Origin of the sequence: Sedimenticola hydrogenitrophicus, from assembly GCF_025175675.1 — a bacterium.
Taxonomy (GTDB): domain Bacteria; phylum Pseudomonadota; class Gammaproteobacteria; order Chromatiales; family Chromatiaceae; genus Sedimenticola; species Sedimenticola hydrogenitrophicus.
In genome coordinates this window covers 1-21,095 of record NZ_JANIOA010000056.1, presented here as the reverse complement: position 1 = coordinate 21,095, position 21,095 = coordinate 1, and the positions used below count along the sequence as shown (strand labels likewise).

Genomic DNA, 21,095 nt, shown 5'->3' with positions numbered 1-21,095 from the left:
GACAAAACAGGGGGCCCGAAGACCCCCTGCTGCAACTCAACACCGACCGGTACGCTCACATGGCGGCTTTCCTGGCCTCGGCGATCCAGCCGTCGAAGGTGGCCTGGTGGGTTTTGATCCAGGCATCGGCATGCCGTTCGATGGCGGCCGCGGTCTTTTCCCCGTCACGCATGCGCAGGTTCTGCGCGCTGATGTCGTTGTTGCTCAGCTCCATGATGGAGAACAGCTTGGCCGCCGCCGGATTGGCTTCGGCCCATTCGCGGTTGGCGATGATGCGTTGGGTGTTGGCCTGGAAACCGTAATTGCTGCCGTCCGGCAGGCTGGTGTCCACATCCGTGCGCGCCCCCGGCAGGCTGGAAAACGGCACCTGCAGCCAGACCACGTCCTGGTTCGGCACCAGTACACCGCTTACCCAATAGGGTGTCCAGGTGTAGTAGAAGATCGAATCGCCCTGGTTGTAGCGGGCGATGGTGTCGGCAATGATGGCACCGTAGGCGCCCTGGTTATGGACCACGGTATCGCGCAGCCCATAGGCGTCCAGGTGATGCTCAATCACCTTTTCACAGCCCCAACCCGGGTTGCAGCCGGCCAGATCCGCCTTGCCGTCGCCGTTGCTGTCGAACAGCTTGGCGATCTCCGGATCCTTCAGCTGGTCAATATTCTTGATGCCGTGTTTGTCCGCCGTCTTCTTGTCGATCAGATACCCCTGCAACGCACCGTCGGAGTAGACCCCTTCGCGGTAAAGTTTCTCGTCACCGCCGGCCTTGTTGTAGAAATCCACGTGCAGCGGATCCCAGTGATCGGCCAGGAAGGTGGCATCACCATTGGCGATGGCGATGTGGCCGGTCGCGTACTCGATCTCCTTGATCGGCTTGACGTCGTAGCCGAGCTTCTCCAGCGCCTTCATCACCAGCAGGGTCTGGAAGGTCTCCTCCGCGATGGAACTCTTCAGCGGCTGTACCTCCACGCCCTCGCCCGGCAACTCCGCCGCCTGGGTGGTTGCGACAACACAGAGTGCCGCCGCCGCTGCGGACAGTTGCAATTTCCTTTTCAATTTATGCAGTTTCATAATATTCCTCATCATTTCTTCTCAAGGGACTCCGCCGTGCCCTGTTACGGATTGACCTGCGATCGCTTGCCGGACTTGAACAGGGACAATACAAGACCCAGAGGTCCGGTCTGATACCAGTGTGTCGTCGGCTGGCGGTGCCGCTGATCCCCCATCGACTGGGTGATGCGGTCGAGGACGATGGCCAGCAGCACGATGCCGACGCCACCGACGGCCGCCAGCCCCATGTCGAGCCGACCGATGCCGCGCAACACCATCTGCCCCAGGCCACCCACGGCAATCATCGAGGCGATCACCACCATGGAGAGGGCCAACATCAGGGTCTGGTTCACCCCCGCCATGATGGTGGGCATGGCCAGGGGCAGCTGCACCTTGAACAGCAACTGGCGGGGTGAGGCGCCGAACGAGCGGGACGCCTCCACCAGATCCGCCGGCACCTGGCGAATACCCAGGTTGGTCAGCCGGATCAGCGGCGGCAGGGCAAAGATGATGGTCACCACCACGCCGGGCACATTGCCGATACCGAACAGCATCACCACCGGCACCAGGTAGACGAAGGCGGGGGTGGTCTGCATCGCGTCCAGAATCGGTCGCAGGCTGGCCTCGGCCCGGTCGCTGCGGGCCAGCCAGATACCGGTCGGGAGTCCTATCAGGATGCAGAAGAAGACCGAGGTGAGTACCAGCGCGAGGGTCACCATCGCCTCCGGCCAGGCCCCGATGAGACCGACAAAGGCCAGCGAGGCGATTGTCGCCAGCGCCAGTCGCCGGCCGCTCACCTGCCACGCCACCAGACCGAAAATAATGACCATGATAATGGAAGGGACGGACAGCAACGCCGACTCTATCCCGGTCAGGGTGGCGTCAATAGGCCAGCGCACCGCCTGGAACGCGGGACGGAAGTTGTCCACCAGCCACTCCAGCCCCTGATCGACCCAGTGGTCGAGAGGAATCAGTTTCTGTGCAAACGGGTCCAGCCAGTTGAAGGGATCCTGCACCGGCGTCGCCTGGGTATCCAGCCAGTTTAAGACCGGTGCCGGCTCTGCCGGATCCACGCTGCCCCCACCCCAGGGGTTTGCCGCGGGACTATCCGTCAGCGCATTGTTTGGCGCTGCCGTGGGTGCACTGCCAACGGCTGGGTTCTGCGTTTCACCAGTGCCATTTTCGCTGCCACCGGACGCGCTCCAGGGGTTGCTGTCGTTCTTGCTACTCATAAATCACCTGGCCTGTCTGTCCAAGGTTTCCAGCATGGTGGCCTTGCTCACCGCACCGAGGTAATGCCCGTCACCCGAGATCACGGGCAGACCATAGCCGTGCTGCGCCAGGGGACCGAACAGCTCGCCCAGCGCCGTGTCATGGTTTACCGGCGACACATCCGGAATAAAGGCGTTTTGTAAATGGGGGTTATCCTGCTCCAGCTCCTGTTTCAGACTGTCGACCGAGACCACCCCCTCGAAGTGCTGACCGCGATCGATCACATAGCCATAATCACGGTCATGTTGGCGCAGCCGCTCCAGCGCCGCGCGCACGCCGATGCCGCCGTGCTCGATCAAGGTTACCTGGGTCTTGCGGGCGATATCGCCGGCGGTAAACACCGTCGAAACATCGACACCGCGGAAGAAGGAGCGCACATAGTCATCCGCCGGATTGCGCAGGATCTCGTCCGGCGACCCCACCTGCACCACACGACCGCCCTCCATGATGGCGATGCGGTCGCCGATGCGGATCGCCTCGTCCAGGTCGTGGGAGATAAAAATAATGGTGCGCTGCTGGCTCTCCTGCAGCTTCAGCAGTTCGTCCTGCATCTCGGAACGGATCAACGGATCGAGCGCGGAGAAGGCCTCGTCCATCAGCAGCACGGAGGGATCATTGGCCAGCGCCCTGGCCAGACCGACCCGCTGCTGCATACCGCCGGAGAGCTCATGGGGAAAATTCCTGGCCCAGGTATCCAGCCCCACCTGCTGCAGCGCCTGTTCGGCCCGCCGCATCCGCTCCTTCAATGGCGTGCCGCCCAGTTCGAGGCCGAACGCCGCATTCTGCAACACCGTCAGGTGCGGCATCAGGGCAAAGGACTGGAACACCATGCTCATGTCCCTGCGCCGCAGATCCCGCAACTGCTCATCGCTCATGGCGGCGATATCGCTACCATCTACCAGCACCTCACCGGCTGTGGGTTCGATGAGCCGGTTGAGTAACCGGACAATGGTCGACTTGCCGGAGCCGGAGAGCCCCATGACGACGAATATCTCGCCCTCCCGCACCTCGAATGAGGCGTTATTGACACCCACCGCATGGCCGGTCCGGTCAAAAATGACCTCTTTATCCACGCCCTCCCTGGCCAGGCGAAGCGCCTCCTTCGGGTTTTTCCCAAAGATCTTGAATAGATTGTTTACCTGAACCTTGATGGGCGGCGGCTGCATATGAAGATCACTTTCCGGATGAGGTGGCTATGCGTCTCCACAAACTGCCGCTTGATAGACAAGCGACTGAAACTGTATTAGTTAGTGGACTACGGTTATTACCGAACACATTGCACAAGATAAATATACCGGCCATTAAATTTAATTAATAAATAAAAATAGCCGTGTACGCTTTAACGCATTGATTAATAATTATTTTAAATAATTACATTCAAAACAATTAATTTAGAATACTAACAATCATCACTCCATGCCGTCAAATATAGCACCGGATAATCAGCTAAACAGCATTGTACTCGAATGGTTCGTTTCTTCATCGGACAGGTAGGGCACCCCTCTTGGCCGGTTGCTCAACTCAGCACCGGTAGGGGCAGGAACAGCCGCCCGAGGTGGCGGAGGATTGGTGGGCGGCGCTGGATCGATGCCGCATCGGCGCCTGGCAAGGGCAGAAACAGCACTCCCGGTCTGGTTGTTTGCAGCCGAATTCGTGCTAGCTTGTAACCAATACAACGCATGATTGTCATATTAAGTACTCCGATAGAGTACTAGGTAAGTGTCCATGCAGGAGATGAGAGATGGGTTTATTTCAGCGGGAGCAATCCCCAGAGAGTGTAGATTTCAGTCACCAGATCGCCGATCAGGTGCGGGTAACCCCCGAGGCAAAGGAACAACTGGTCCAGTTGATCCAGAATGAAGAGGATATCGTCGGCATACGCATATTCATCTACGGGGGAGGCTGCGGCGGCATGAGTTACGGCCTGACCTTCGTGGAACAGCCCCAGGATATCGACTGCGTCCTCGAACAGGACGATCTGAAGATCTTTGTCGACCCGGTGGCATTGAGTTTCCTGGAGGGCGTGGAGGTGGATTATCAGACCCAGGGACTCAACAGCAGTATCGTCTTCCGCAACGTGTTCCAGAGTATCGGCGGGACCGGCGCCTGTAACGCCTGCGGTGCCTCCGGCGGTGGCGGCGGTGGCGGGGGTTGCGCCTGAACCCGACGCCCAGCGCCCGGCGCCGATGCAGCCGCAGCTGCTGCTGATCAGCCCAGGCCAGAGCTATCGCCTGGCCCCCTACCTGAAGGCGGCAGAGCGGCTGGGCGTGGCGCTGGTCATTGTCTCCGACAGCCGTTATTCATTGACCCGCGAAGTGGCCGGGGGTATCCAGGGCGACTTCGCCCAACCCGAAGCGTTGCTTGAATCCATTCTCACCCGATCCGAAACCACCCCCTTTCGGGGGGTGGTGGCGAGTGACGACAGCACCGTCGAGCTGGCGGCGCGGATAGCCGCCGCCCTGGGTCTCCCCTCCAACTCCATCGCCTCCGCCACGCTCAGCCGCAGAAAGGATCTGGCACGCCGGGAGCTGCTGGATGCCGGCCTGCCGGTGCCGGCACACTGGGTGGTGGACCTGAACGCCGAGATTGCGCCGCAACTGCGGGGACTCCCCTACCCGGTGGTGCTGAAACCGATCAGTCTCTCCGCCAGCCGCGGGGTAATCCGTGCCGACACCCCGGCCGAAGCGCTGCACGCCTGTCAAATCATCGCCCGGATCATTGCGCCGTTAAACAGCGCCATCGAGCGCGAAACCCTGTTGATAGAGCGCTATCTGCCGGGCCGGGAGGTGGCCCTGGAGGGTTTCCTGCAACAGGGGACATTCACTCCGCTGGCGCTGTTCGACAAACCTGACCCCCTCACCGGGCCCTATTTTGAAGAGACCTATTACATCACCCCGTCGCGCCTGCCCGGGCCCATCCAGCGACGCATCGAGCGGACGGTGGCGGACGCCTGCCGGGTCTACGGGCTGCACCAGGGGCCGGTGCATGCCGAGCTGAGGATCGACCGGGGTCGGGCGTGGATATTGGAGATCGCCTCCCGCACCATCGGTGGGGAGTGCAGCCGCAGCCTGGATGCGGTACTGGCTCGCCCCCTGGAGGAGTATGTGCTGGCCGCCGCCATGGGCAGCCCGCTGCCGGTGGAACGGCGGCCGGGGGCCTCGGGTGTGCTGATGATCCCCATCCCGCGGGCCGGGGTGCTGCGCCGCATCAACGGCGTGCCGGAGATCAGGGCACTGCCCCACATCACCGACATCCGTATCAGTATGGAGCCCGGCCAGGTAGTCCAGATCCTGCCGGAAGCCTCCAGTTATCTCGGCTTCATCTACAGCGCGGCCGCCACCCCAGAGGCGGCGGAACAGGCCCTGCGCGACGCCCACGCCGCGCTGGAGATCACCATCGACCCCCTGTTGAGCCGCTGAATGCGGGAGGGGCTACTTCTTGCCGCCGCCGGCGCGGTAGCCGGCGGGGACCTGACCGTAATCGCCCTCGCCGAACAGAAAACCGAGCATATGCTTCTCGATCAGTGACAGGTTGTTCGGATCGGCGGTACTCAAGCCGTTCTCATTGATAATCATCACCAGGCGCTCAAGCCACTGCTTCCACCCCTCCCTGGAGACATTCTCATAGATCCGTTTGCCCAGTTCGCCCGGATGGGGCGGCTTGTCCAGTCCCTCGGCCTTGCGCTTGAGTACCACACAATCAACCATGCGTTTCATTGTCGCTTACTCTGTAAGATAGGCTCTGTAATAAAGGCTTTGTAAAAAGGCTACTCATACTTCTTCAACAGCACCCCCTCCTCTCCACAACAGGAGGCGCTACACTTTTTAACCGCGTTCAACTGCAGGGATTTATCGGGGAAATAGGCCTGCAGGGGCTTATTCTCCCTGGCACAGTCACAGCCGGTATCCGCATAGACATAGACGTTGCCCAGCCCCGCCCGTTTCGCCCCGGCATGCGCCTGCCACAGGGTTTCGACCGGGGTCTGGGGAATATGGGACAACTTGTAGGCCGGGAAGAAGCGGGTGATGTGCCAGGGACTCTCTTCCCCCAGATTATCGCGCACCCAGCAGGCGATACGGTAGAGCTCATCCGGATCATCATTTTTGCCCGGAATCACGTTGGTCCGGGTTTCCACGTGAATCCCCAGTTCCTGGGCCATCCGGATGCTGTCGAGCACCTGCTCGACCCGCGCGGTGGGGCAGATTTCGTGATAGAAATCATCCCGCAGGCTCTTGATGTCGGAACAGAGCACGTCGATGTGCGGGGCCACCCGGGTCAACGCCTCCTCGGTGATGAAGCTGTTGCTGACATACACGGTATAGAGCCCCGCCTGATGCGCCAGCGGCGCCACATCCAGTATGTACTCCAGCCACACAGCCGGCTCGGAGTAGGTGAAGGCGATCCCCTCCACCCCCTCGCGCAGGGCGACGCGCACCAGCTCCTCCGGGGTGATGAAGGCCTCGGTCGAGGCGCCCCGGGCCAGCTCGTCCAGGGCGGTCACACCCCAGGAGATCTCCAGGTTGTGACAGCCGCCGCAGCGAAAACTGCAACCGTAGCTGCCCACCGAGAGGACCCGGGTACCCGGCCGGTAATGGCGCACCGGCTTGGCCTCGATGGGGTTGACGTCGATCGCGGAGAGGATGCCATAGGAGAGGTTGTAGAGGGTGCCGTTACGGTTGACGTGGGCCTGGCAGAAACCGCGCTGGCCGTGCCCCACCTTGCAACGCCAGGCACACAGTCCGCAACGAACCACCCCGCCGGGCAACCGTTCCTGCAAGGAGGTTTCCACCAGCTGATAGTTGTCCACCGCTATCTTGATCTGTCGACTCACCACTGCTCCTCACTGATAACGCCCAGCACCACACTACCATCATAGCAGTGAATCAGCCGCTCTCCCGGCAGCGGCATCGCCAGCCGACCGCTGGCGGCCACCGAGGCTTCCTGAATCAGGTCCCGACCGGTGGGAGTCTCCAGATAGGGGGGACCCAGGTTCCGCACACCCTTCACAAAGCGCACCAACCGGCGCGCCGACCAGGTGGGATCGACAGCGAAGTCCTCCAGCCGGGGCCGGTCCTGGCGGCTACCCGCGAGTGCGTCCTGGACCGACTCGTTATCGACCCAGCCCTTTCGGTAATTGTCCAGATAGCCGAGAAACAGCTGCACCCCGCAACGCCCCACCCGTCGGCTGATCTCCGTGAAGTCCGGAAAATCCGCCAGCCCGAAGGTGCATTGATCGATAATCGGCCCCAAGTCGAACTCCCTGTTCATCCGATGCAGGGTCACCCCGATAAAGGCGTGGCCATCGCGCAACTGCCAAAAGATGGGGTTAACGCCACGGTAATCCGGCAACAGCGAGGGGTGGATGTTCAGCCAGCCCAGCGGCACGCTCTCCAGCAGCGCCAGAGAGATACGGTGCGGATAACAGGAGACCAGGACCTGTTCCGGCCGGTAGGTCTGGACAGCCTGTTTCAGGCGCCGCGGTGGCCCACTGATCGCGGCAATGCCGTTGGCGGCGGCCAACTCCAGTACCCCGGCGCTGTCCTCTGGCGTGATCAGCGGCGGCAACCCACCTGCCCTGCCAGGGTTGTTGTCCGGGCCGTCCACAAACAGCGCATCAGGGGGCGTCTCCTGAGCCAGCAGCGCCGCCAGGGACGCGGAGGTCTGAGCCGAACGGCTGCCGACTAACAGCAGTCTCTTGGGCATGTATGCAACTCCTTGCAGACGGTGTGCTTCAGACACCATGCTCACCGATCCGGAACGGAAACTCCGAGCCCTATGCTTCCATCCCCGAGTGATTCCATCCAACTCCAATATCTTACTCTATTAGATGCGAAACAGCAGGGAAGTTCTAACCCTGCGCCACCTGTGGATATCGATCCACCCTTTCCCCGCGCGCCGAACGCTACAACCTATATCCCCCGCATGGAGCCTGCAGAATACCGGTGAGTCAGGCAGGAGCAGCTTCATTTGTTTCACCCCGTGATCTGCCGGATGAAATAGCCATGTTGCATGATTTCCAGGGATGCACCGTTGGTGGACTCCAGCATTGCACCCTGCAGGAGGCCCGCCCCCGGGCCGATTTTGCGGCGAGGCGCCGCTCCTACCGGATGATTTTTGCAACGATCGGGTTTACTCACGTTTCGGAGTTCGCAGTACTGGTGGCTGGCCGAAGTTCGCGCAGGTCAGGGCAGCAGTCACCAACAGGCCACCCTGCCATGCAAAGCTTGACAGGGACTGTAAATTTTACTAATTTCTGTAATAACAGAAATTACTGAAGAAAAAATAATGAAACTTAGCCCGGTTATGGAAAAGTACATTCTGCATTGGGGAGAGATGGGAACCCGGTGGGGGGTAAACCGTACCGTTGCACAGATCCATGCCCTGCTCTATCTCGCCACAAATCCCATGAATGCCGAAGAGATTACGGAAACGCTGGGCGTAGCGCGCTCCAACGTTAGCACCAGCATCAAGGAGCTCCAGTCCTGGAAGCTGGTCAAGGTGGTCCACCTGCTGGGGGATCGGCGCGACCATTTCGAGACCATGAAGGATCCCTGGGATCTGTTCTACACCATCATGGAGGGGCGTAAGCAGCGCGAACTGGACCCCACCATGTCGGTATTGCGTGAATGTGTGCTGGACAGCGAGCAGGACAAGGAGACGCCCGCCGAGGTCAAGGCGCGCATCCAGGAGGTACTGCGCTTTATGGAGACCCTGGACAACTGGCATCGGCAGATCAAGGGGCTGCCTAAATCAACCCTGCTGAAACTGATCCGACTGGGCGCCAAGGTGCAGGGTTTTCTGGGGAAGTAGCGGGGTTTTTTTATCCAGTTATTTCTGTCTTTACAGAAATAATTGAAGTCAATAACACGCCGCATCAAACCACCCGACGACGCAGCAGATAGCGAGGTCACACAGGATGAAGATCTTGATCACCGGGGCGACAGGCTTTATCGGCAGCCATCTTACCCGGACACTGCTGCAGGCCGGCCATGAAGTGACAGTCTGTGTACGAAATCCAGCCGCGGCAGCGCAGCGCTGGCCGGGGATCACCGCTATCCCGGGCAACTTCCAGACCGATCACCGTAGCGCCGACTGGGCACCCCGGGTTACCGGCGTCGATGTCGTGATCAATGCCGTGGGCATTATCAGGGAACAGGGAAAGAACCGTTTTGATGCCATACACACCCTGGCACCCATCGCCCTGTTCAAGGCCTGCGCGGCGGCACAGGTGAAAAAAATCATCCAGATCTCCGCGCTGGGGGCCGACGACTCGGCCTTCAGCCACTATCACCTGAGCAAAAAGGCGGCCGATGATCTGCTCACCACACTGCAACCCGACTGGCTGATCCTGCAGCCCTCCATTGTCTACGGCCCGGGTGCCAAAAGCATGGGACTGTTCAAGGCGCTGGCCTGTCTGCCCGTGATCCCGTTAATTGAGCAGGGGGATCAGCCGATTCAGCCGATTCATATCAGCGACCTCATCCGGGCGGTCATGGCGTGTATCCGGCCGACCGGGCCGCGCAACAGGCGCATCGTCCTGGTTGGCCCCGCACCCGTGACCATGAAGACCCTGTATGAGCAACTGGGCGCCTGGCTGGGCAGGGGCAGGCGGCGCTTTGTGTCGCTCCCCTACCGGATGGCGCTGCGACTGGCACGCTGGGGCGGCTTCATGGGCGCCACCCCCTTGACCCCGGAAGCCGTCACCATGTTGCAGCGGGGAAATACCGGCGATGTCGGGGAGTATCAGGCGGCATTCAATCACACCCCGATATCCCTGGCGGATGCCCTCGCGGAAACGCCCGCGCAAACTGCCGACCGTTGGTATGCCGGCCTCTACTTCCTGCCGCCATTGATCCGCTTCAGCATCGCCTTCGTGTGGCTGTTTACCGGGGTGATCTCCGCCTGGGTGATTCCGCTCGAATACAGCTACGCCCTGCTGGAGCGGGCGCATATCAGCGGCATGCTTGCACCCATCATGCTCTATGGCGCCGCCGCTACGGATATCCTGCTGGGCATCGCCGTGCTGGCACGCTACAGGGTATCCCTGCTGGGTTATGTGCAGATCCTGTTGATCCTGATCTATTCGGCGATCATCACCGCCACCCAACCCGAGCAGTGGCTGCACCCATTCGGTCCGGTCAGCAAGAATGTCCCCCTTATCACCACCATCCTGGTGATGATGATCCTGGAGAAAAACCATGATTGAGTATGCCCTGATCAAATGGATCCATATCCTGAGCGCGACCCTCCTGTTCGGCACGGGCCTGGGGAGTGCCTTCTACAAATGGTGTGCCGATCGCCAGGGCAACCTGGCGACCATGGCGCACACCAACCGCATGGTGGTGATAGCCGACTGGGCGTTCACCACCCCCACCATCATTATTCAACCGATCACCGGGCTCTGGCTGATCCAGCTGCTGGGCATACCGCTTGACCAGAGTTGGGTACTGCTCACCCTTTTTCTCTACTGCCTGGCCGGTGCCTGCTGGCTGCCGGTGGTCTGGCTGCAGATCCGCATGCGCGATCTGGCCCACGCGGCCCTGACACAAAACAGCGCCATGGACGCGCGCTATCAACGCTACGCCCACATCTGGTTCTGGCTCGGCATCCCCGCGTTCAGCGCCATGATCGGCGTCTATTTTCTCATGGTTTTCAAACCGGTGATGTAACTACTTACGGGGTGATTGGCTTGCCTTGTTGGCCGATCTTGATGACGCCTCGAATCCGGCCCCTTTTTCAGATTCAAGCCTGTCCTTGTTTGAGCGAAGCGAGTTTGGGCAGGCGCTGAAAAAGGGGCTGGATTCGAGGAGATAAGCCATCGCGTGAGGCCAACAAGGCAGGCCAATCATTTACAGACCGGGTGAGTAGTTACCCGGTGATTTCAATTTGAGGAGAACAACATGTCATCGACGACATCAATTCCGGTCATCCGCCGCGCACTGGGTGCACAATGGGAAAACCTCCATGAAATTGTGCAACGGCACTATGCCATTACACCTGGGGAGTCTTCCCGGATGGTGATCCGGGGCAACATGAGCGAGGTCTACCACTCGCATATCGCCAAGCTTTTTCTCCTGCCCGGTCGGCTATTCGGCGCCCTGGTACCCTACAAGGGCAGGAATATCCCGACCGAGGTCAGGAACTGGACCACCGCCCAGGATCAGCGGGCGATGTTCTGGCACCGCACCCTGCGGTTCCCCGGCCGGTCACCGGTCATCTTCCAGTCACGCATGGAACATCGCCGGCATGATGAGATCATTGAATTTGTGAAATTCGGCATGGGCATTCGCATGCGTATATCGGTGGAGGATAGCGCGCTGATCTTCCGCAGCATCGGCTATGTATGGAAGATCGGCGGCGCCGCCCTCCTCATCCCCAACTGGTTGATATTGGGCGATGCGGAGATCATTGAAAAGGGGCTTTCGGAATCCGAGTTCTTCATCGACTTCAACATCATCCATCCCCTGTTTGGGAAGACATTTTCCTATACTGGAATCTTTTCGATAATTGAGGAAGGCGACACTTGCTAGCCCCGCCGTTCTCTACCATCCTTTGAGAACAACAACCGAGGACCTGACATGAAACGCCACTTGTTGAAATATTCCCTGTTGCTTCTGCCGCTGCTCCTCACCCTGCAGGCGAATGCCGAGTCCATCAACATGGAAAAGGAAGCCGACATAAAGCACCTGCTCGACATGACGGGCACCCTGGCCATTGGCAAGCAGATGTCAGGCGCGGCGATAGCGCAGTTGTCACGGAGCCTGAAGGCCGCCCGACCCGACCTGCCCCAGGAACTATTCGATGTAATGGAGGAAGAGGTAAACCAGGTTATCGACGAAAACCTCCCCGCTTTTGTGGCCGTGGTTGTTCCCATCTACGACAAACACTTCACCCACCAGGAGATCAAGGGGCTATTGACATTCTACAATACGGAGCTCGGGCAGAAGATGATTCGCGTCACCCCGCTTCTGCTGCAAGAGAGCCGCGCGGCTGGACAACAGTGGGGCCAATCCCTGGGGCCGGAGCTACAGCGCCGGATCATCGAGCGCTTCAAAAAAGAAGGGATCGACCTGTCGACGTGACATCCAGAGCCGTAGGATGGGTGGAGGAGGAACGACGTAACCCATCAAACAGACAGGTACGCCGTAACCCAATCGACTGCATGAGAGCCATTTCCGGGTTCAGGTGAACCCCATCTGTCCGGGCAGCCACAACACGATGCCGGGCAACGCGATCAGTACCGCAATGGTGATCACATCGGCCACGAAGAACGGAATACAGCCGCGAAACACGTCCTGCACCGAACACTCGGGACGCACGCCGGCCACCACGAAGCAGTTGAGGCCGATGGGTGGCGTGATCAGGCAGAGTTCGGCCATCTTTACCACGATAATGCCGAACCAGATGGAGCAGCCCACCCCGGAGAGCCCGAAGGCGGAATCCGCCGCGCTCACCGCCTCGCCGCCATTCAGCGCCATCACCGCCGGATAGACCACCGGCAGGGTCAGCAGCAGCATGCCGATGGCATCCATGAACATACCCAGCACGGCATAGGCGCAGAGAATCATCAGCAGGGTCACCATCGGACTCTGGTCCAGCCCGGCGATCCACACCGAGAACGCACTGGGCAGGTCGGCAAAGCCGAGGAAGCGCACATAGAGCAACACGCCCCAGATGATGGTGAAGATCATCACCGTCAGCTTGGCGGTCTCCAGCAGTGACTCCTTCAGGGCGTGCAGGCGCATCCCCTTGTACAGCGCCATGATCAGGATCACCAGTGCCCCCAGCGAGCCGGCCTCGGTGGGCGTACCCACCCCGCCGTAGATACAGACCACGATGATCCCCACCACGAAAAAGATGGGCAAGGCACCAGGCAGGGTTTCGAAGCGCTGCTTCCAGCTGAAGCCGGTAATCGGCGGACCGAAATCCTTGCGCGTCTTCGCCAGAATAACCACCAGTCCGCCATAGATCAGGGCCGAGACCGCACCGGGAAGAAAGCCGGCCATCAGCAGCGCACCCACGTCCTGTTCGACGATAATGGCATAGATCACCAGGATGGCGGAGGGCGGAATCAGCGACGCCAGGGTGCCGCCGGCCGCCACCACCCCGGCCGCGAACCGCTTGTCATAACCCAGGCTCAACATCTCCGGGACGGCGATCCGCGCGAACACCGCCGAGGTGGCGACCGAGGCGCCGGAGACGGCGGCAAACCCGGCCGTGGAGAACACCGTCGCCACCCCCATGCCGCCGGGCAGCCAGCCCACCCAGCGCTTGGCCGCCTCGAACAGGGCGCGGGTGAGCCCCGCGTGATAGGCGAGAAAGCCGATCAGGATGAAGGTGGGGATAAGCGACAGCGCCAGGGTGGATACCTTGGAATGGGGAATGGTCCCGGCCATCTTGACGGCGACCAGGAAGCCCTTTTCAAAGCCCATCTTGGCGGAGAAGATCCACAGCAGCCCGGCAAATCCGGCGATGGCGGCGGCAAAGGCCACCCGCACCCCGATAATCACCAGCAACAGCATCAGGCCGGTGACCCACAGACCGATGGTGATATTGTCCAGGCCGGCCATTGTTTCGAAGAGTCCCATCACTTTGCCTCCCCGTTGTCCAGCGAGCCCATTACCGCCTCCGCCTCCTTCGCCGCCACCGTGGCCGCATCCTCGATCAGCGGTACCGCCACCGGGCTGTCGCCGCCCTGCAGCACGCCGCGCAGGTAACCCCAAATCTGCAGCAGCAGGCGCAACGCAAGGATGCCCAGAGCAACCGGCACCACCAGCTTGGCGGGCCAGGTGGGGAGATCGATATCCAGCGAGGAATCGCCGATCTGGTAGGCCCGGTAGAAATGCAGATAAGAGCCGTAGATCAGCACCAGGGTGATCAGGAACATCAGCAAGGCCGATACCAGTTCGCTTAGCCAGAGCAGCCGGCCGCGCAGGTAACCGACCAGCATATCCATGCGGATGTGGCCACCCAGGCGCTGGGTAAAGGAGAGTCCGAGGAAGGCAAAGAAGGCCATCGCCTGCTCCACCCAGTCCACATAACCGTCGATCGGCAGGTCAAACAGCCAGCGGCCGAGGATATTGGCCGAGGCCAGGAACACCAACAGAAAAATGACCACCCCGCCCAACAGGGCCAGGACGGATTCAAACCGGAAGAGGGTCCGGTCGGCCCAACTCAGTCTGGAGCTGTCCTCCAGCACGGTAGATGATGCAGACATGGCTTGCTCACATGGATATCAAGAAAAAGGGTAACTACACACGGGGTGATTGGCCTGCCTTGTTTGCCTCACACGATGGCTTGTTTCCTCGAATCCGGTCCGAATGGCACTTACTTAAGCCAAGAACCACCGTCATTCCGGCGCAGGCCGGGATCCAGACTGCTTAATGGTGGCGGTATTCCTGGATTCCGGCCTGCGCCGGAATGACGAAAATCCTGCAATTCGCCTTAAGTAAGCACCACCAAGATCGGCCAATCACATGCAGACCCGGCGTAGTAGTTACGAAAAATGCATAATGACACCGGTGCCCACACCCGGCGAAAACCGGGTAGGGGGACCGCTGACACCGACGGATCTACCTGGTGAACAGGGCCGCCGTAAAGTCGTACAGCGCCTTCGAATCAAACTCCTTGCTGTTCTCCTTGATCCACTCCTGGCGCACCGACTCCGCCAACTCATTCAGCTCGGCCGTCTGTTCCGGGGTGAAGGTGACATGCACCAGCCCCGCTTCCTTGATCGCCTTTTCATACTTACCGGTGGTGTTCTCGTCGTAGTTCTTCACGTAGTACGCCATCGCCTCGTCCACCGAACCGAGCAGGGCCGCCTTGTGCTCCTCCGGCAGCGCGTTCAGTGCATCGGTGTTGACAATCACCGGACAGTTGGCGGTACCCAGATTGAGATTGGTGGTGGCCCAGGTACCCACCTTGTAGGAGTTGGTGGACAGATGGGCGTGGGGGGCAAAGGAGGCGGCATCGATCACGCCGGAATCCATGGACTGGCGCACCTCGGTGAACGGCACCCCGGTCTTGACCGCGCCGATCTTGCCCAGCACCCCCATGATGCCGCCCGGCCCGCGCACCCGCAGTCCCTTGAAATCCACCAGTTGTTTCAGCGGTTCACCCTTGCTGACGATGTTGTACTGGGGCATCGGGGTGGGCATCAGCAAGGTGGCATTCCAGCGCGCCAAGTCCTTTACCACGATGGGGTGTTTGAACACCTCGTTGTAGATTTCGGTCATGCGCGTCAACGTCACATCCCGGGAGAACGGCAGTTCGGTGACGGTGATGGTCGGGTTCTTCTGCTTGTGATAGAAACCGCAGAACTGGGCCATCTCGAACGCACCGATGGAGATGCCGTCCAGGTTCTCCTTGGGCTTGGAGAGCCCGCCGTAGGAGATGTTCATCTTGAACTCGCCGTTGGTCTTCTGCGCCACCAGTTCGGCCAGCTTCTCGATGTTCTCCGTAAAGGCACGCCGCTTGCCCCAGGTGGACACGTTCCACTCGGTCGCGGCGTACAGCTCGCCGGTGACGAAAGTGGCGGCCAGTGCGGTAATCAGTGCGGCTTTTTTCATGGTCTCCTCCAGATGTTATAGGGATGACTGCGGTCATCCTCGGGTCAATCCGGGGTACCCCATTACAAATTCCAGGCCAGTTACCATGGCGGCTAGCTATCCCGCTGTGCAGAAACGCTTTTATTGGTTTGCAGCGGATTAACCGACAGCACTTGTGGAATACGCCGCAAGGAGAATGAGCCATAATTGGCCTATTGAAATATACTCGGTAAGCCGATTTTTGCCGAAAGCGATACAATCGACAGGGCGCGCGGGGTGGTTCGATTCGTGCATCATGGGTGTAGCGCTCCTTGTAGGAGCGCCTCTGGCGCGATCGCTCTTCGCGGCGCAGCCGCTCTACAGGTGCGTTATTGTCGGAAACGAGATGAACGAAAAGTGAACGGCACACCCATCACAGGCAACGACACCACAGCAGGCAAGATCCCCGTCACCCGCTATCTGCTGATGCTGCTGGCCACGCTGCTGGTCGGTATTGCCCTGGCGTTCGGCCTGGCGCGCTGGACTGAATATCGGCACTTCGAAACCCTGGATCGCCAGGGCAACGAACGCCTGGAACTCTATGCCTCCACCGTGCAATCGGCCAAACAACGGTTTGACTACCTGCCGTTCATCGTCTCGCGCAACGGCCAGGTAAAGGCGCTATTGCAGGGGCAGATACCCGGCGAAGCGGTGAGCCGGACGCTGCACGCCTGGCAGCAGGAGTCCGCGGCGGCCGTGCTCTATCTGATGGACAACCAGGGTAAGGTGCTGGCCTCCAGCAACTGGCAGGAGCCCCAGAGCTTTGTCGGCAACAACTACCACTTCCGCCCCTACTTCCGCGATGCCATCACTGGCGGCGAGGGCCAGTTTTTCGCCGTCGGTGCCAGCACCGGCCAGCCCGGCCTGTTCCTGTCGCGCCCGGTACGGGATCAGGACAAGATCCTGGGGGTGGCGGTGGTCAAGATCGACATGACCCAACTGGAGACGGACTGGGCACTGGGCGGCGAGAATGTACTGGTGGCCGACAATGACGGGGTGATCTTCCTCGCCAGCAATCCGGAATGGAAATACCACAGCCTGGGCGCCATCGATCCGGCGATTCTCCAGCGCCTGGCGGCCGAGAGAAAATACAGCAACCGGATCATCACGCCCCTGAACATCCTCAAGCAGCGCCAGTCGCCGCTGGGCCAGCGCATTATCGAGCTTGAGGGGCCGACCGATCAACTCGTCGGCGACACCCGTTACCTGATGCACCAGCGCCCGCTCAGTGAACTGAACTGGACCCTCTACTACCTGACCGACCTGAAGGAGCTGGTCTACAAAAAGCGTTCGGCCACTCTCATCGCCCTGCTGATCACCCTGCTGCTGGTGCTGAGCGGTTTCATTTTCGTCAACCGGATCCAGAGCCGGCGCCTGCTGGAGGCGCGGGTCGAATCCCGCACCCGGGAGCTGAACGACACCAACCGCCGCCTGCGCGAAGAGATCGACACCCGCATCGAAACCGAGGAGCAGCTGCGGCAGACCCATGAGGAGCTGGTCCAGGCGGAGAAACTGGCCGCCCTGGGCCAGATGTCCGCCGGCATCGTGCATGAGATCAGCCAGCCCCTGTCCGCCATGCAGACCTTCGTCGCCAGCACCCGGCTGCTGCTGCAACGGGGCGAGAACGGCAGTGCCCTGGGCAACCTGGACGACATCGGCTCCATGGTGCGGCGGGTCACCGGCATCGTCGCCCACCTGAAGAGCTTTGCCAGCAAATCCCGGGGACACAGCTCTCCCGTGGATATCCGCAAGGTGATCGAGAACGCCCTGCTGATCCTGCGGCCGCGACTGGAGCACAGCGACATCGACCTGAGCATCGAGACACCGCCGCAGCCGCTCCAGGTCATTGCCGACGAGATCAAACTGGAACAGATCCTGATCAACCTGATACGCAATGCCCTGGACGCCATGCAGCAGCAGCCGGAGGCCGGGCGCCATCAATTGAAGATCCACACCGAGAGTGACGGCGGCCGGGTCCATATCTACATCGCCGATACCGGCTCGGGCATCAATCCCGATGACCTGCCGAAGGTATTCGACCCCTTCTTTACCACCAAGCCGCAGGGCGAGGGGCTGGGTCTCGGACTCTCGGTCTCCTACGGTATCGCCAAGGAGTTTGGCGGCGACCTGGCGGTGGTAGAACAATCGGAGCGGGGCACCCTGTTCAAACTCTCCCTGGATAGCGCACTTGAAACCGGAAACAAGCATGATCAAAAAGCCGTTGAACAATAGCGACGACGAGGCACAGCCACGGGTGGTGCTGGTGGATGACGATGCGGCCATCCGCAAGGCCACCAGCCAGTGGTTGCACCTGGCCGGCATGGCCGTGCGCGATTACGCCAACGCCGAACAGGCCCTGTCCCTACTCGCCAGCGAATCCAACGTGGTGGTGATTTCCGATATCAAGATGCCTGGTATGGATGGCCTGGAGTTCTCCCGAAAGTGTGGCGAGATCGATCCCGACCTGCCGGTGATACTGATCACCGCCCACGGCGACATCCGCATGGCGGTCAAGGCGATGCGCGACGGCGCTTACGATTTCATCGAGAAGCCGATCGAGCCGGAACTGCTGATCGACCGCATTCAGCGCGCCTGGGAAAAGCGTCAACTGGTGATGGAGAACCGCAAACTCAAACGCATGGTCAACCGTGGCGCCAGTCTGGAAAACCGGCTGCTGGGCAGGTCGCCTGGGATACGCCAGCTACGCCAGCAGATCGTGCAACTGGCGGAGACCCCGGTGGATACCGTGATCAATGGCGCCACCGGCACCGGCAAGGAGCTGGTGGCCCAGTGCCTGCACGAATGGAGCCGGCGATGCAACGGCCCCTTTGTCGCGGTCAACTGCGGTGCCATACCGGAGACGCTGTTCGAGAGCGAGCTGTTCGGCCACGAAAAAGGCGCCTTCACCGGCGCCACCGGCAAGCGTATCGGCAAGATCGAACACGCCGTCGGCGGCACCCTGTTTCTGGATGAGATCGAGAGCATGCCGATCAACTTCCAGATCAAACTGCTGCGGGTACTGCAGGAACGAAAACTGGAACGACTCGGCTCCAACCGGCAGGTCGACCTGGACATCTGGGTAATCGCCGCCACCAAGGTGGACCTGGAGCAGGCGTCCGCCCGGGGCGAATTCCGCGAAGACCTCTATTACCGCTTCAACGTCGCCGAACTGTATATCCCCACCCTGGCCGACCGGCAGCAGGATATCCCGATGCTGTTTGAACACTACGCCCAGAAGGCGGCCTACCAGTTCGACCGCCGCTACAACCCGCCCACGGACGCGGAGCTGGAGTGCCTGATCAGCCACCCCTGGCCCGGCAACGTCCGGCAGCTGAAAAACATCGCCAAACGCTACGTGCTGGGCGTCGGCCCGTCACGCGGCATCCACACCCTGCTCGGCCAGGCCGGCGAGCCGACCGACAGCCCACGAACGGCCAATGGCCTGGCGGAACGGGTGCAACTGTTCGAGACCGAACTGATCACCCGCTCGCTGAAAAAACACCAGGGCAACATCGCCGAGGTGATGAAGGAACTGGAGCTGCCGCGCCGCACCCTGAACAACAAGATGAGTCAGTACGGGATCATGCGCAAGGAATTTGTCGGTGGGGACTAGCAGTGAAAACCCTCACTGTGCAGGGAGTGAATGATCGCGGGAAGAACGGTATTTTGGAAATGCGTCGACATTGAGTCTTCATTGCTTTCTTTCGCTCTTCGATTGTCAACTGAAAGATGGCTGCCCTCTCCGTTCTGTTTCAGCCGCCTTGGTTCTTGATGAGCTTGTCCCGCTCTTTTGCGGATTGATTAATCGTTTCCTCAACACCCCTGGCCTTGTCGATCGCCTTAAGCTGAGTACCGTAAACAGTATTCTCCACAGGCATGGGCTTGTCTTCCGAATCGGAACAGCCCGCCAACAGGAGAGAGAGCATACTGGCTAAAAGCACGTGGATTTTCATGGATTGCCTCTGTCGAGCAATGGAAAATATCGTAACGTGGGCACGCTTTCTGTACCCACCCTGTTACCCATTAAATGCCGCGCTTCCCAGATCATAAGCGCCACCACCCCGATGTATCGCATCGATCCCACATCTCACCTACCGATGAATTGTGGAATATGCCGTTCGATCTTCCGCTCACACACCATGCGTCTCTTTTCTCGCTAACGCGCCCCGTAGGCCGTTTTTGGCGTCGGATTGGTAGGCTTGTTATGCGGCATTTAGTGGTTTGATACGAGCCACATCTTTCTTTATTGCCTCTGCCGCATCCCACAGATCCACAGCTCTCTGGGCGTTAAGCCAGAATTCAGGTGAGTTACCAAACAGGCGTCCCAACCGAAGTGCCATCTCCGGACTGATACTCCGGCGTTCACGCAGCAATTCATTAATCGACTGCCGCGAGACACCCAAGGCCTTAGCCAAGGTGGAAACGGTAAGCCCATAATCGGGCAGAAAGTCTTCACGCAGCATCTCCCCCGGATGGGTGGGCCGACGCTTGATCCTGGTTGTATTCAGAATACCCATATTTCTCGCCCCATTTCAGTGATAATCACAGACTTCAACATCATAGGCATCGCCATCCACGAACCGGAAACAAATGCGTCATTGGTCATTAATCGAGATCGAGTGCTGCCCCTTTCGATCGCCTTCCAGTGAATGAAGCCGATTGCCGGGCGGAACCTTTAGATCATCCAACCGCGCAGCCAAATCCACGTACTCCAGTTTACGCGCAGCCCGTTTGGCCACATCCGCTGGAAACCGCTTGGCTTTACCAGTTACATACAGTTCTTGGGTAAGTCGGTCCGCGAACGTCTTGATCATGCCTGAAGCGTAATTTGTCACGTGACGCTTGTCAATATTGAGAAGAACCGAAAAAATACCGTAAAAACCGAGTCAGGAAACAATTGATTTACTGCATTGGCGTACGCGATTTAAACACATAGGCGACTGGTCAGCCTGGCTGACCGAAAGTGATGAGCCGGAGAAACAGCAAGTATTACGGCGCAATGCTGACAAAGGGTTGTCATGCAGCGCAAAGCCGTTCATCCAGTAGATCGAGAAGATGACGGGGCAAGAGTTGCGGTATCGTCGGCGTGGATGCCCGAAAAATGCTACCGAATAGGGGATAAGGCTAGTGTCTCCTTTTACGTCCCCTTTTTCGGATTACTCACTATTCAGAAAACTGTGGTCTGTCCC

At 59.8% G+C, this 21,095-nt stretch carries 20 protein-coding genes and 1 pseudogene; 9 read left to right on the top strand and 12 right to left on the bottom strand.

The genetic code is table 11. From position 1 onward, the window contains the following. Window positions 1–55 precede the first annotated feature (55 nt). Genes proX through proV form a run of 3 tightly spaced genes read right to left on the bottom strand, consistent with a single transcriptional unit; the run spans window position 56 to window position 3,486 of the window. Window positions 56–1,069 carry a glycine betaine/L-proline ABC transporter substrate-binding protein ProX gene (gene proX / locus NPX02_RS19515; protein WP_260295688.1) on the bottom strand — a complete coding sequence of 338 codons (1,014 nt, stop codon included), beginning with the start codon at window positions 1,067–1,069 and terminating at the stop codon, window positions 56–58. A gap of 44 nt (window positions 1,070–1,113) precedes the next feature. Further along, window positions 1,114–2,280: a glycine betaine/L-proline ABC transporter permease ProW gene (proW, locus tag NPX02_RS19510; RefSeq protein ID WP_260295687.1), complete on the bottom strand. Its 1,167-nt coding sequence runs from the start codon at window positions 2,278–2,280 to the stop codon at window positions 1,114–1,116. A 3-nt stretch (window positions 2,281–2,283) separates the two neighbouring features. Next, window positions 2,284–3,486 carry a glycine betaine/L-proline ABC transporter ATP-binding protein ProV gene (proV, locus tag NPX02_RS19505; RefSeq protein WP_260295686.1) on the bottom strand — a complete coding sequence of 401 codons (1,203 nt, stop codon included), beginning with the start codon at window positions 3,484–3,486 and terminating at the stop codon, window positions 2,284–2,286. Window positions 3,487–4,061: 575 nt separating this feature from the next. Here proV and NPX02_RS19500 point away from each other — a divergent pair. Together NPX02_RS19500 and NPX02_RS19495 are read left to right on the top strand one after the other, a co-directional pair. Further along, window positions 4,062–4,481: a HesB/IscA family protein gene (locus NPX02_RS19500; protein ID WP_260295685.1), complete on the top strand. Its 420-nt coding sequence runs from the start codon at window positions 4,062–4,064 to the stop codon at window positions 4,479–4,481. Then, entirely contained in the window at window positions 4,441–5,739 is a 1,299-nt protein-coding gene (locus tag NPX02_RS19495; RefSeq protein ID WP_260295684.1) for an ATP-grasp domain-containing protein, read from the top strand. Before NPX02_RS19500 ends, NPX02_RS19495 begins: the two co-directional genes overlap by 41 nt. Before the next feature lie 12 nt (window positions 5,740–5,751). Here the strand turns inward: NPX02_RS19495 and NPX02_RS19490 are convergent, their stop codons facing one another. From NPX02_RS19490 to NPX02_RS19480, 3 genes are read right to left on the bottom strand one after another with little or no spacing between them, the layout of a single operon-like run. Then, window positions 5,752–6,036: an oxidative damage protection protein gene (locus NPX02_RS19490; RefSeq protein WP_260295683.1), complete on the bottom strand. Its 285-nt coding sequence runs from the start codon at window positions 6,034–6,036 to the stop codon at window positions 5,752–5,754. Window positions 6,037–6,086: 50 nt separating this feature from the next. Then, window positions 6,087–7,151 (bottom strand): AmmeMemoRadiSam system radical SAM enzyme, encoded by a 1,065-nt coding sequence (amrS, locus tag NPX02_RS19485; protein WP_260295682.1) that lies wholly within the window; start codon window positions 7,149–7,151, stop codon window positions 6,087–6,089. Further along, complete coding sequence (locus tag NPX02_RS19480; protein WP_260295681.1) at window positions 7,148–8,023, bottom strand: formyl transferase; 876 nt, start codon at window positions 8,021–8,023, stop codon at window positions 7,148–7,150. Before NPX02_RS19480 ends, amrS begins: the two co-directional genes overlap by 4 nt. A gap of 600 nt (window positions 8,024–8,623) precedes the next feature. Here NPX02_RS19480 and NPX02_RS19475 point away from each other — a divergent pair. The 5 genes from NPX02_RS19475 (at window position 8,624) to NPX02_RS19455 (ending at window position 12,402) form a co-directional block, all read left to right on the top strand. Next, window positions 8,624–9,130, top strand: coding sequence for a GbsR/MarR family transcriptional regulator (locus tag NPX02_RS19475; protein ID WP_335342607.1), 507 nt, complete (start codon window positions 8,624–8,626; stop codon window positions 9,128–9,130). A 106-nt stretch (window positions 9,131–9,236) separates the two neighbouring features. Beyond that, the gene (locus NPX02_RS19470) at window positions 9,237–10,526 is read left to right on the top strand and encodes an NAD(P)H-binding protein (protein WP_260295679.1); all 1,290 of its coding nucleotides are present in this window, start codon (window positions 9,237–9,239) and stop codon (window positions 10,524–10,526) included. Continuing rightward, window positions 10,519–10,989: a DUF2269 family protein gene (locus NPX02_RS19465; RefSeq protein WP_305792945.1), complete on the top strand. Its 471-nt coding sequence runs from the start codon at window positions 10,519–10,521 to the stop codon at window positions 10,987–10,989. Before NPX02_RS19470 ends, NPX02_RS19465 begins: the two co-directional genes overlap by 8 nt. Before the next feature lie 231 nt (window positions 10,990–11,220). Then, window positions 11,221–11,850, top strand: coding sequence for a DUF4166 domain-containing protein (locus NPX02_RS19460; RefSeq protein WP_260295678.1), 630 nt, complete (start codon window positions 11,221–11,223; stop codon window positions 11,848–11,850). 48 nt (window positions 11,851–11,898) lie between these two features. Continuing rightward, window positions 11,899–12,402, top strand: coding sequence for a DUF2059 domain-containing protein (locus NPX02_RS19455; protein ID WP_260295677.1), 504 nt, complete (start codon window positions 11,899–11,901; stop codon window positions 12,400–12,402). Between the two features lie 99 nt (window positions 12,403–12,501). On the opposite strand, the gene NPX02_RS19450 is transcribed toward NPX02_RS19455, so the two are convergent. The 3 genes from NPX02_RS19450 to dctP form a co-directional block, all read right to left on the bottom strand. Beyond that, entirely contained in the window at window positions 12,502–13,908 is a 1,407-nt protein-coding gene (locus NPX02_RS19450; protein ID WP_260295676.1) for a TRAP transporter large permease, read from the bottom strand. Next, on the bottom strand, window positions 13,908–14,537 hold the full coding sequence (locus tag NPX02_RS19445) for a TRAP transporter small permease (protein ID WP_260295675.1): 630 nt from the start codon (window positions 14,535–14,537) through the stop codon (window positions 13,908–13,910). Before NPX02_RS19445 ends, NPX02_RS19450 begins: the two co-directional genes overlap by 1 nt. 355 nt (window positions 14,538–14,892) lie before the next feature. After that, window positions 14,893–15,888, bottom strand: coding sequence for a TRAP transporter substrate-binding protein DctP (gene dctP, locus NPX02_RS19440; protein WP_260295674.1), 996 nt, complete (start codon window positions 15,886–15,888; stop codon window positions 14,893–14,895). A 375-nt stretch (window positions 15,889–16,263) separates the two neighbouring features. Here dctP and NPX02_RS19435 point away from each other — a divergent pair, with 375 nt between their 5' ends. Then, window positions 16,264–18,138: an ATP-binding protein gene (locus tag NPX02_RS19435; RefSeq protein ID WP_260295673.1), complete on the top strand. Its 1,875-nt coding sequence runs from the start codon at window positions 16,264–16,266 to the stop codon at window positions 18,136–18,138. Further along, on the top strand, window positions 18,113–19,519 hold the full coding sequence (locus NPX02_RS19430) for a sigma-54-dependent transcriptional regulator (protein WP_260295671.1): 1,407 nt from the start codon (window positions 18,113–18,115) through the stop codon (window positions 19,517–19,519). The genes NPX02_RS19435 and NPX02_RS19430 overlap by 26 nt, the downstream gene beginning before the upstream one ends. A gap of 139 nt (window positions 19,520–19,658) precedes the next feature. Here NPX02_RS19430 and NPX02_RS19425 read toward each other — a convergent pair whose 3' ends face one another. The 3 genes and pseudogenes from NPX02_RS19425 to NPX02_RS19415 form a co-directional block, all read right to left on the bottom strand. Next, window positions 19,659–19,859, bottom strand: a complete 201-nt coding sequence (locus NPX02_RS19425; protein WP_260295670.1) for a hypothetical protein — start codon at window positions 19,857–19,859, stop codon at window positions 19,659–19,661. 249 nt (window positions 19,860–20,108) lie between these two features. Next, the gene (locus NPX02_RS19420) at window positions 20,109–20,423 is read right to left on the bottom strand and encodes a HigA family addiction module antitoxin (protein ID WP_260295669.1); all 315 of its coding nucleotides are present in this window, start codon (window positions 20,421–20,423) and stop codon (window positions 20,109–20,111) included. A gap of 15 nt (window positions 20,424–20,438) precedes the next feature. Further along, window positions 20,439–20,720: pseudogene (locus NPX02_RS19415) on the bottom strand (type II toxin-antitoxin system RelE/ParE family toxin). Window positions 20,721–21,095: the final 375 nt, after the last annotated feature.

Excerpts from the sequence above, each read along its gene's own strand:
- NPX02_RS19465 (WP_305792945.1), top strand. The coding sequence starts at position 10,519 with ATGATTGAGTATGCCCTGATCAAATGGATCCATATCCTGAGCGCGACC.
- NPX02_RS19445 (WP_260295675.1), bottom strand. The coding sequence starts at position 14,537 with ATGTCTGCATCATCTACCGTGCTGGAGGACAGCTCCAGACTGAGTTGG.
- proW (WP_260295687.1), bottom strand. The coding sequence starts at position 2,280 with ATGAGTAGCAAGAACGACAGCAACCCCTGGAGCGCGTCCGGTGGCAGC.
- NPX02_RS19430 (WP_260295671.1), top strand. The coding sequence starts at position 18,113 with ATGATCAAAAAGCCGTTGAACAATAGCGACGACGAGGCACAGCCACGG.
- NPX02_RS19450 (WP_260295676.1), bottom strand. The coding sequence starts at position 13,908 with ATGGGACTCTTCGAAACAATGGCCGGCCTGGACAATATCACCATCGGT.
- NPX02_RS19500 (WP_260295685.1), top strand. The coding sequence starts at position 4,062 with ATGGGTTTATTTCAGCGGGAGCAATCCCCAGAGAGTGTAGATTTCAGT.
- proX (WP_260295688.1), bottom strand. The coding sequence starts at position 1,069 with ATGAAACTGCATAAATTGAAAAGGAAATTGCAACTGTCCGCAGCGGCG.
- proV (WP_260295686.1), bottom strand. The coding sequence starts at position 3,486 with ATGCAGCCGCCGCCCATCAAGGTTCAGGTAAACAATCTATTCAAGATC.
- NPX02_RS19460 (WP_260295678.1), top strand. The coding sequence starts at position 11,221 with ATGTCATCGACGACATCAATTCCGGTCATCCGCCGCGCACTGGGTGCA.
- NPX02_RS19470 (WP_260295679.1), top strand. The coding sequence starts at position 9,237 with ATGAAGATCTTGATCACCGGGGCGACAGGCTTTATCGGCAGCCATCTT.
- NPX02_RS19425 (WP_260295670.1), bottom strand. The coding sequence starts at position 19,859 with ATGAAAATCCACGTGCTTTTAGCCAGTATGCTCTCTCTCCTGTTGGCG.
- NPX02_RS19480 (WP_260295681.1), bottom strand. The coding sequence starts at position 8,023 with ATGCCCAAGAGACTGCTGTTAGTCGGCAGCCGTTCGGCTCAGACCTCC.
- dctP (WP_260295674.1), bottom strand. The coding sequence starts at position 15,888 with ATGAAAAAAGCCGCACTGATTACCGCACTGGCCGCCACTTTCGTCACC.
- NPX02_RS19475 (WP_335342607.1), top strand. The coding sequence starts at position 8,624 with ATGGAAAAGTACATTCTGCATTGGGGAGAGATGGGAACCCGGTGGGGG.
- NPX02_RS19490 (WP_260295683.1), bottom strand. The coding sequence starts at position 6,036 with ATGAAACGCATGGTTGATTGTGTGGTACTCAAGCGCAAGGCCGAGGGA.
- NPX02_RS19420 (WP_260295669.1), bottom strand. The coding sequence starts at position 20,423 with ATGGGTATTCTGAATACAACCAGGATCAAGCGTCGGCCCACCCATCCG.
- NPX02_RS19455 (WP_260295677.1), top strand. The coding sequence starts at position 11,899 with ATGAAACGCCACTTGTTGAAATATTCCCTGTTGCTTCTGCCGCTGCTC.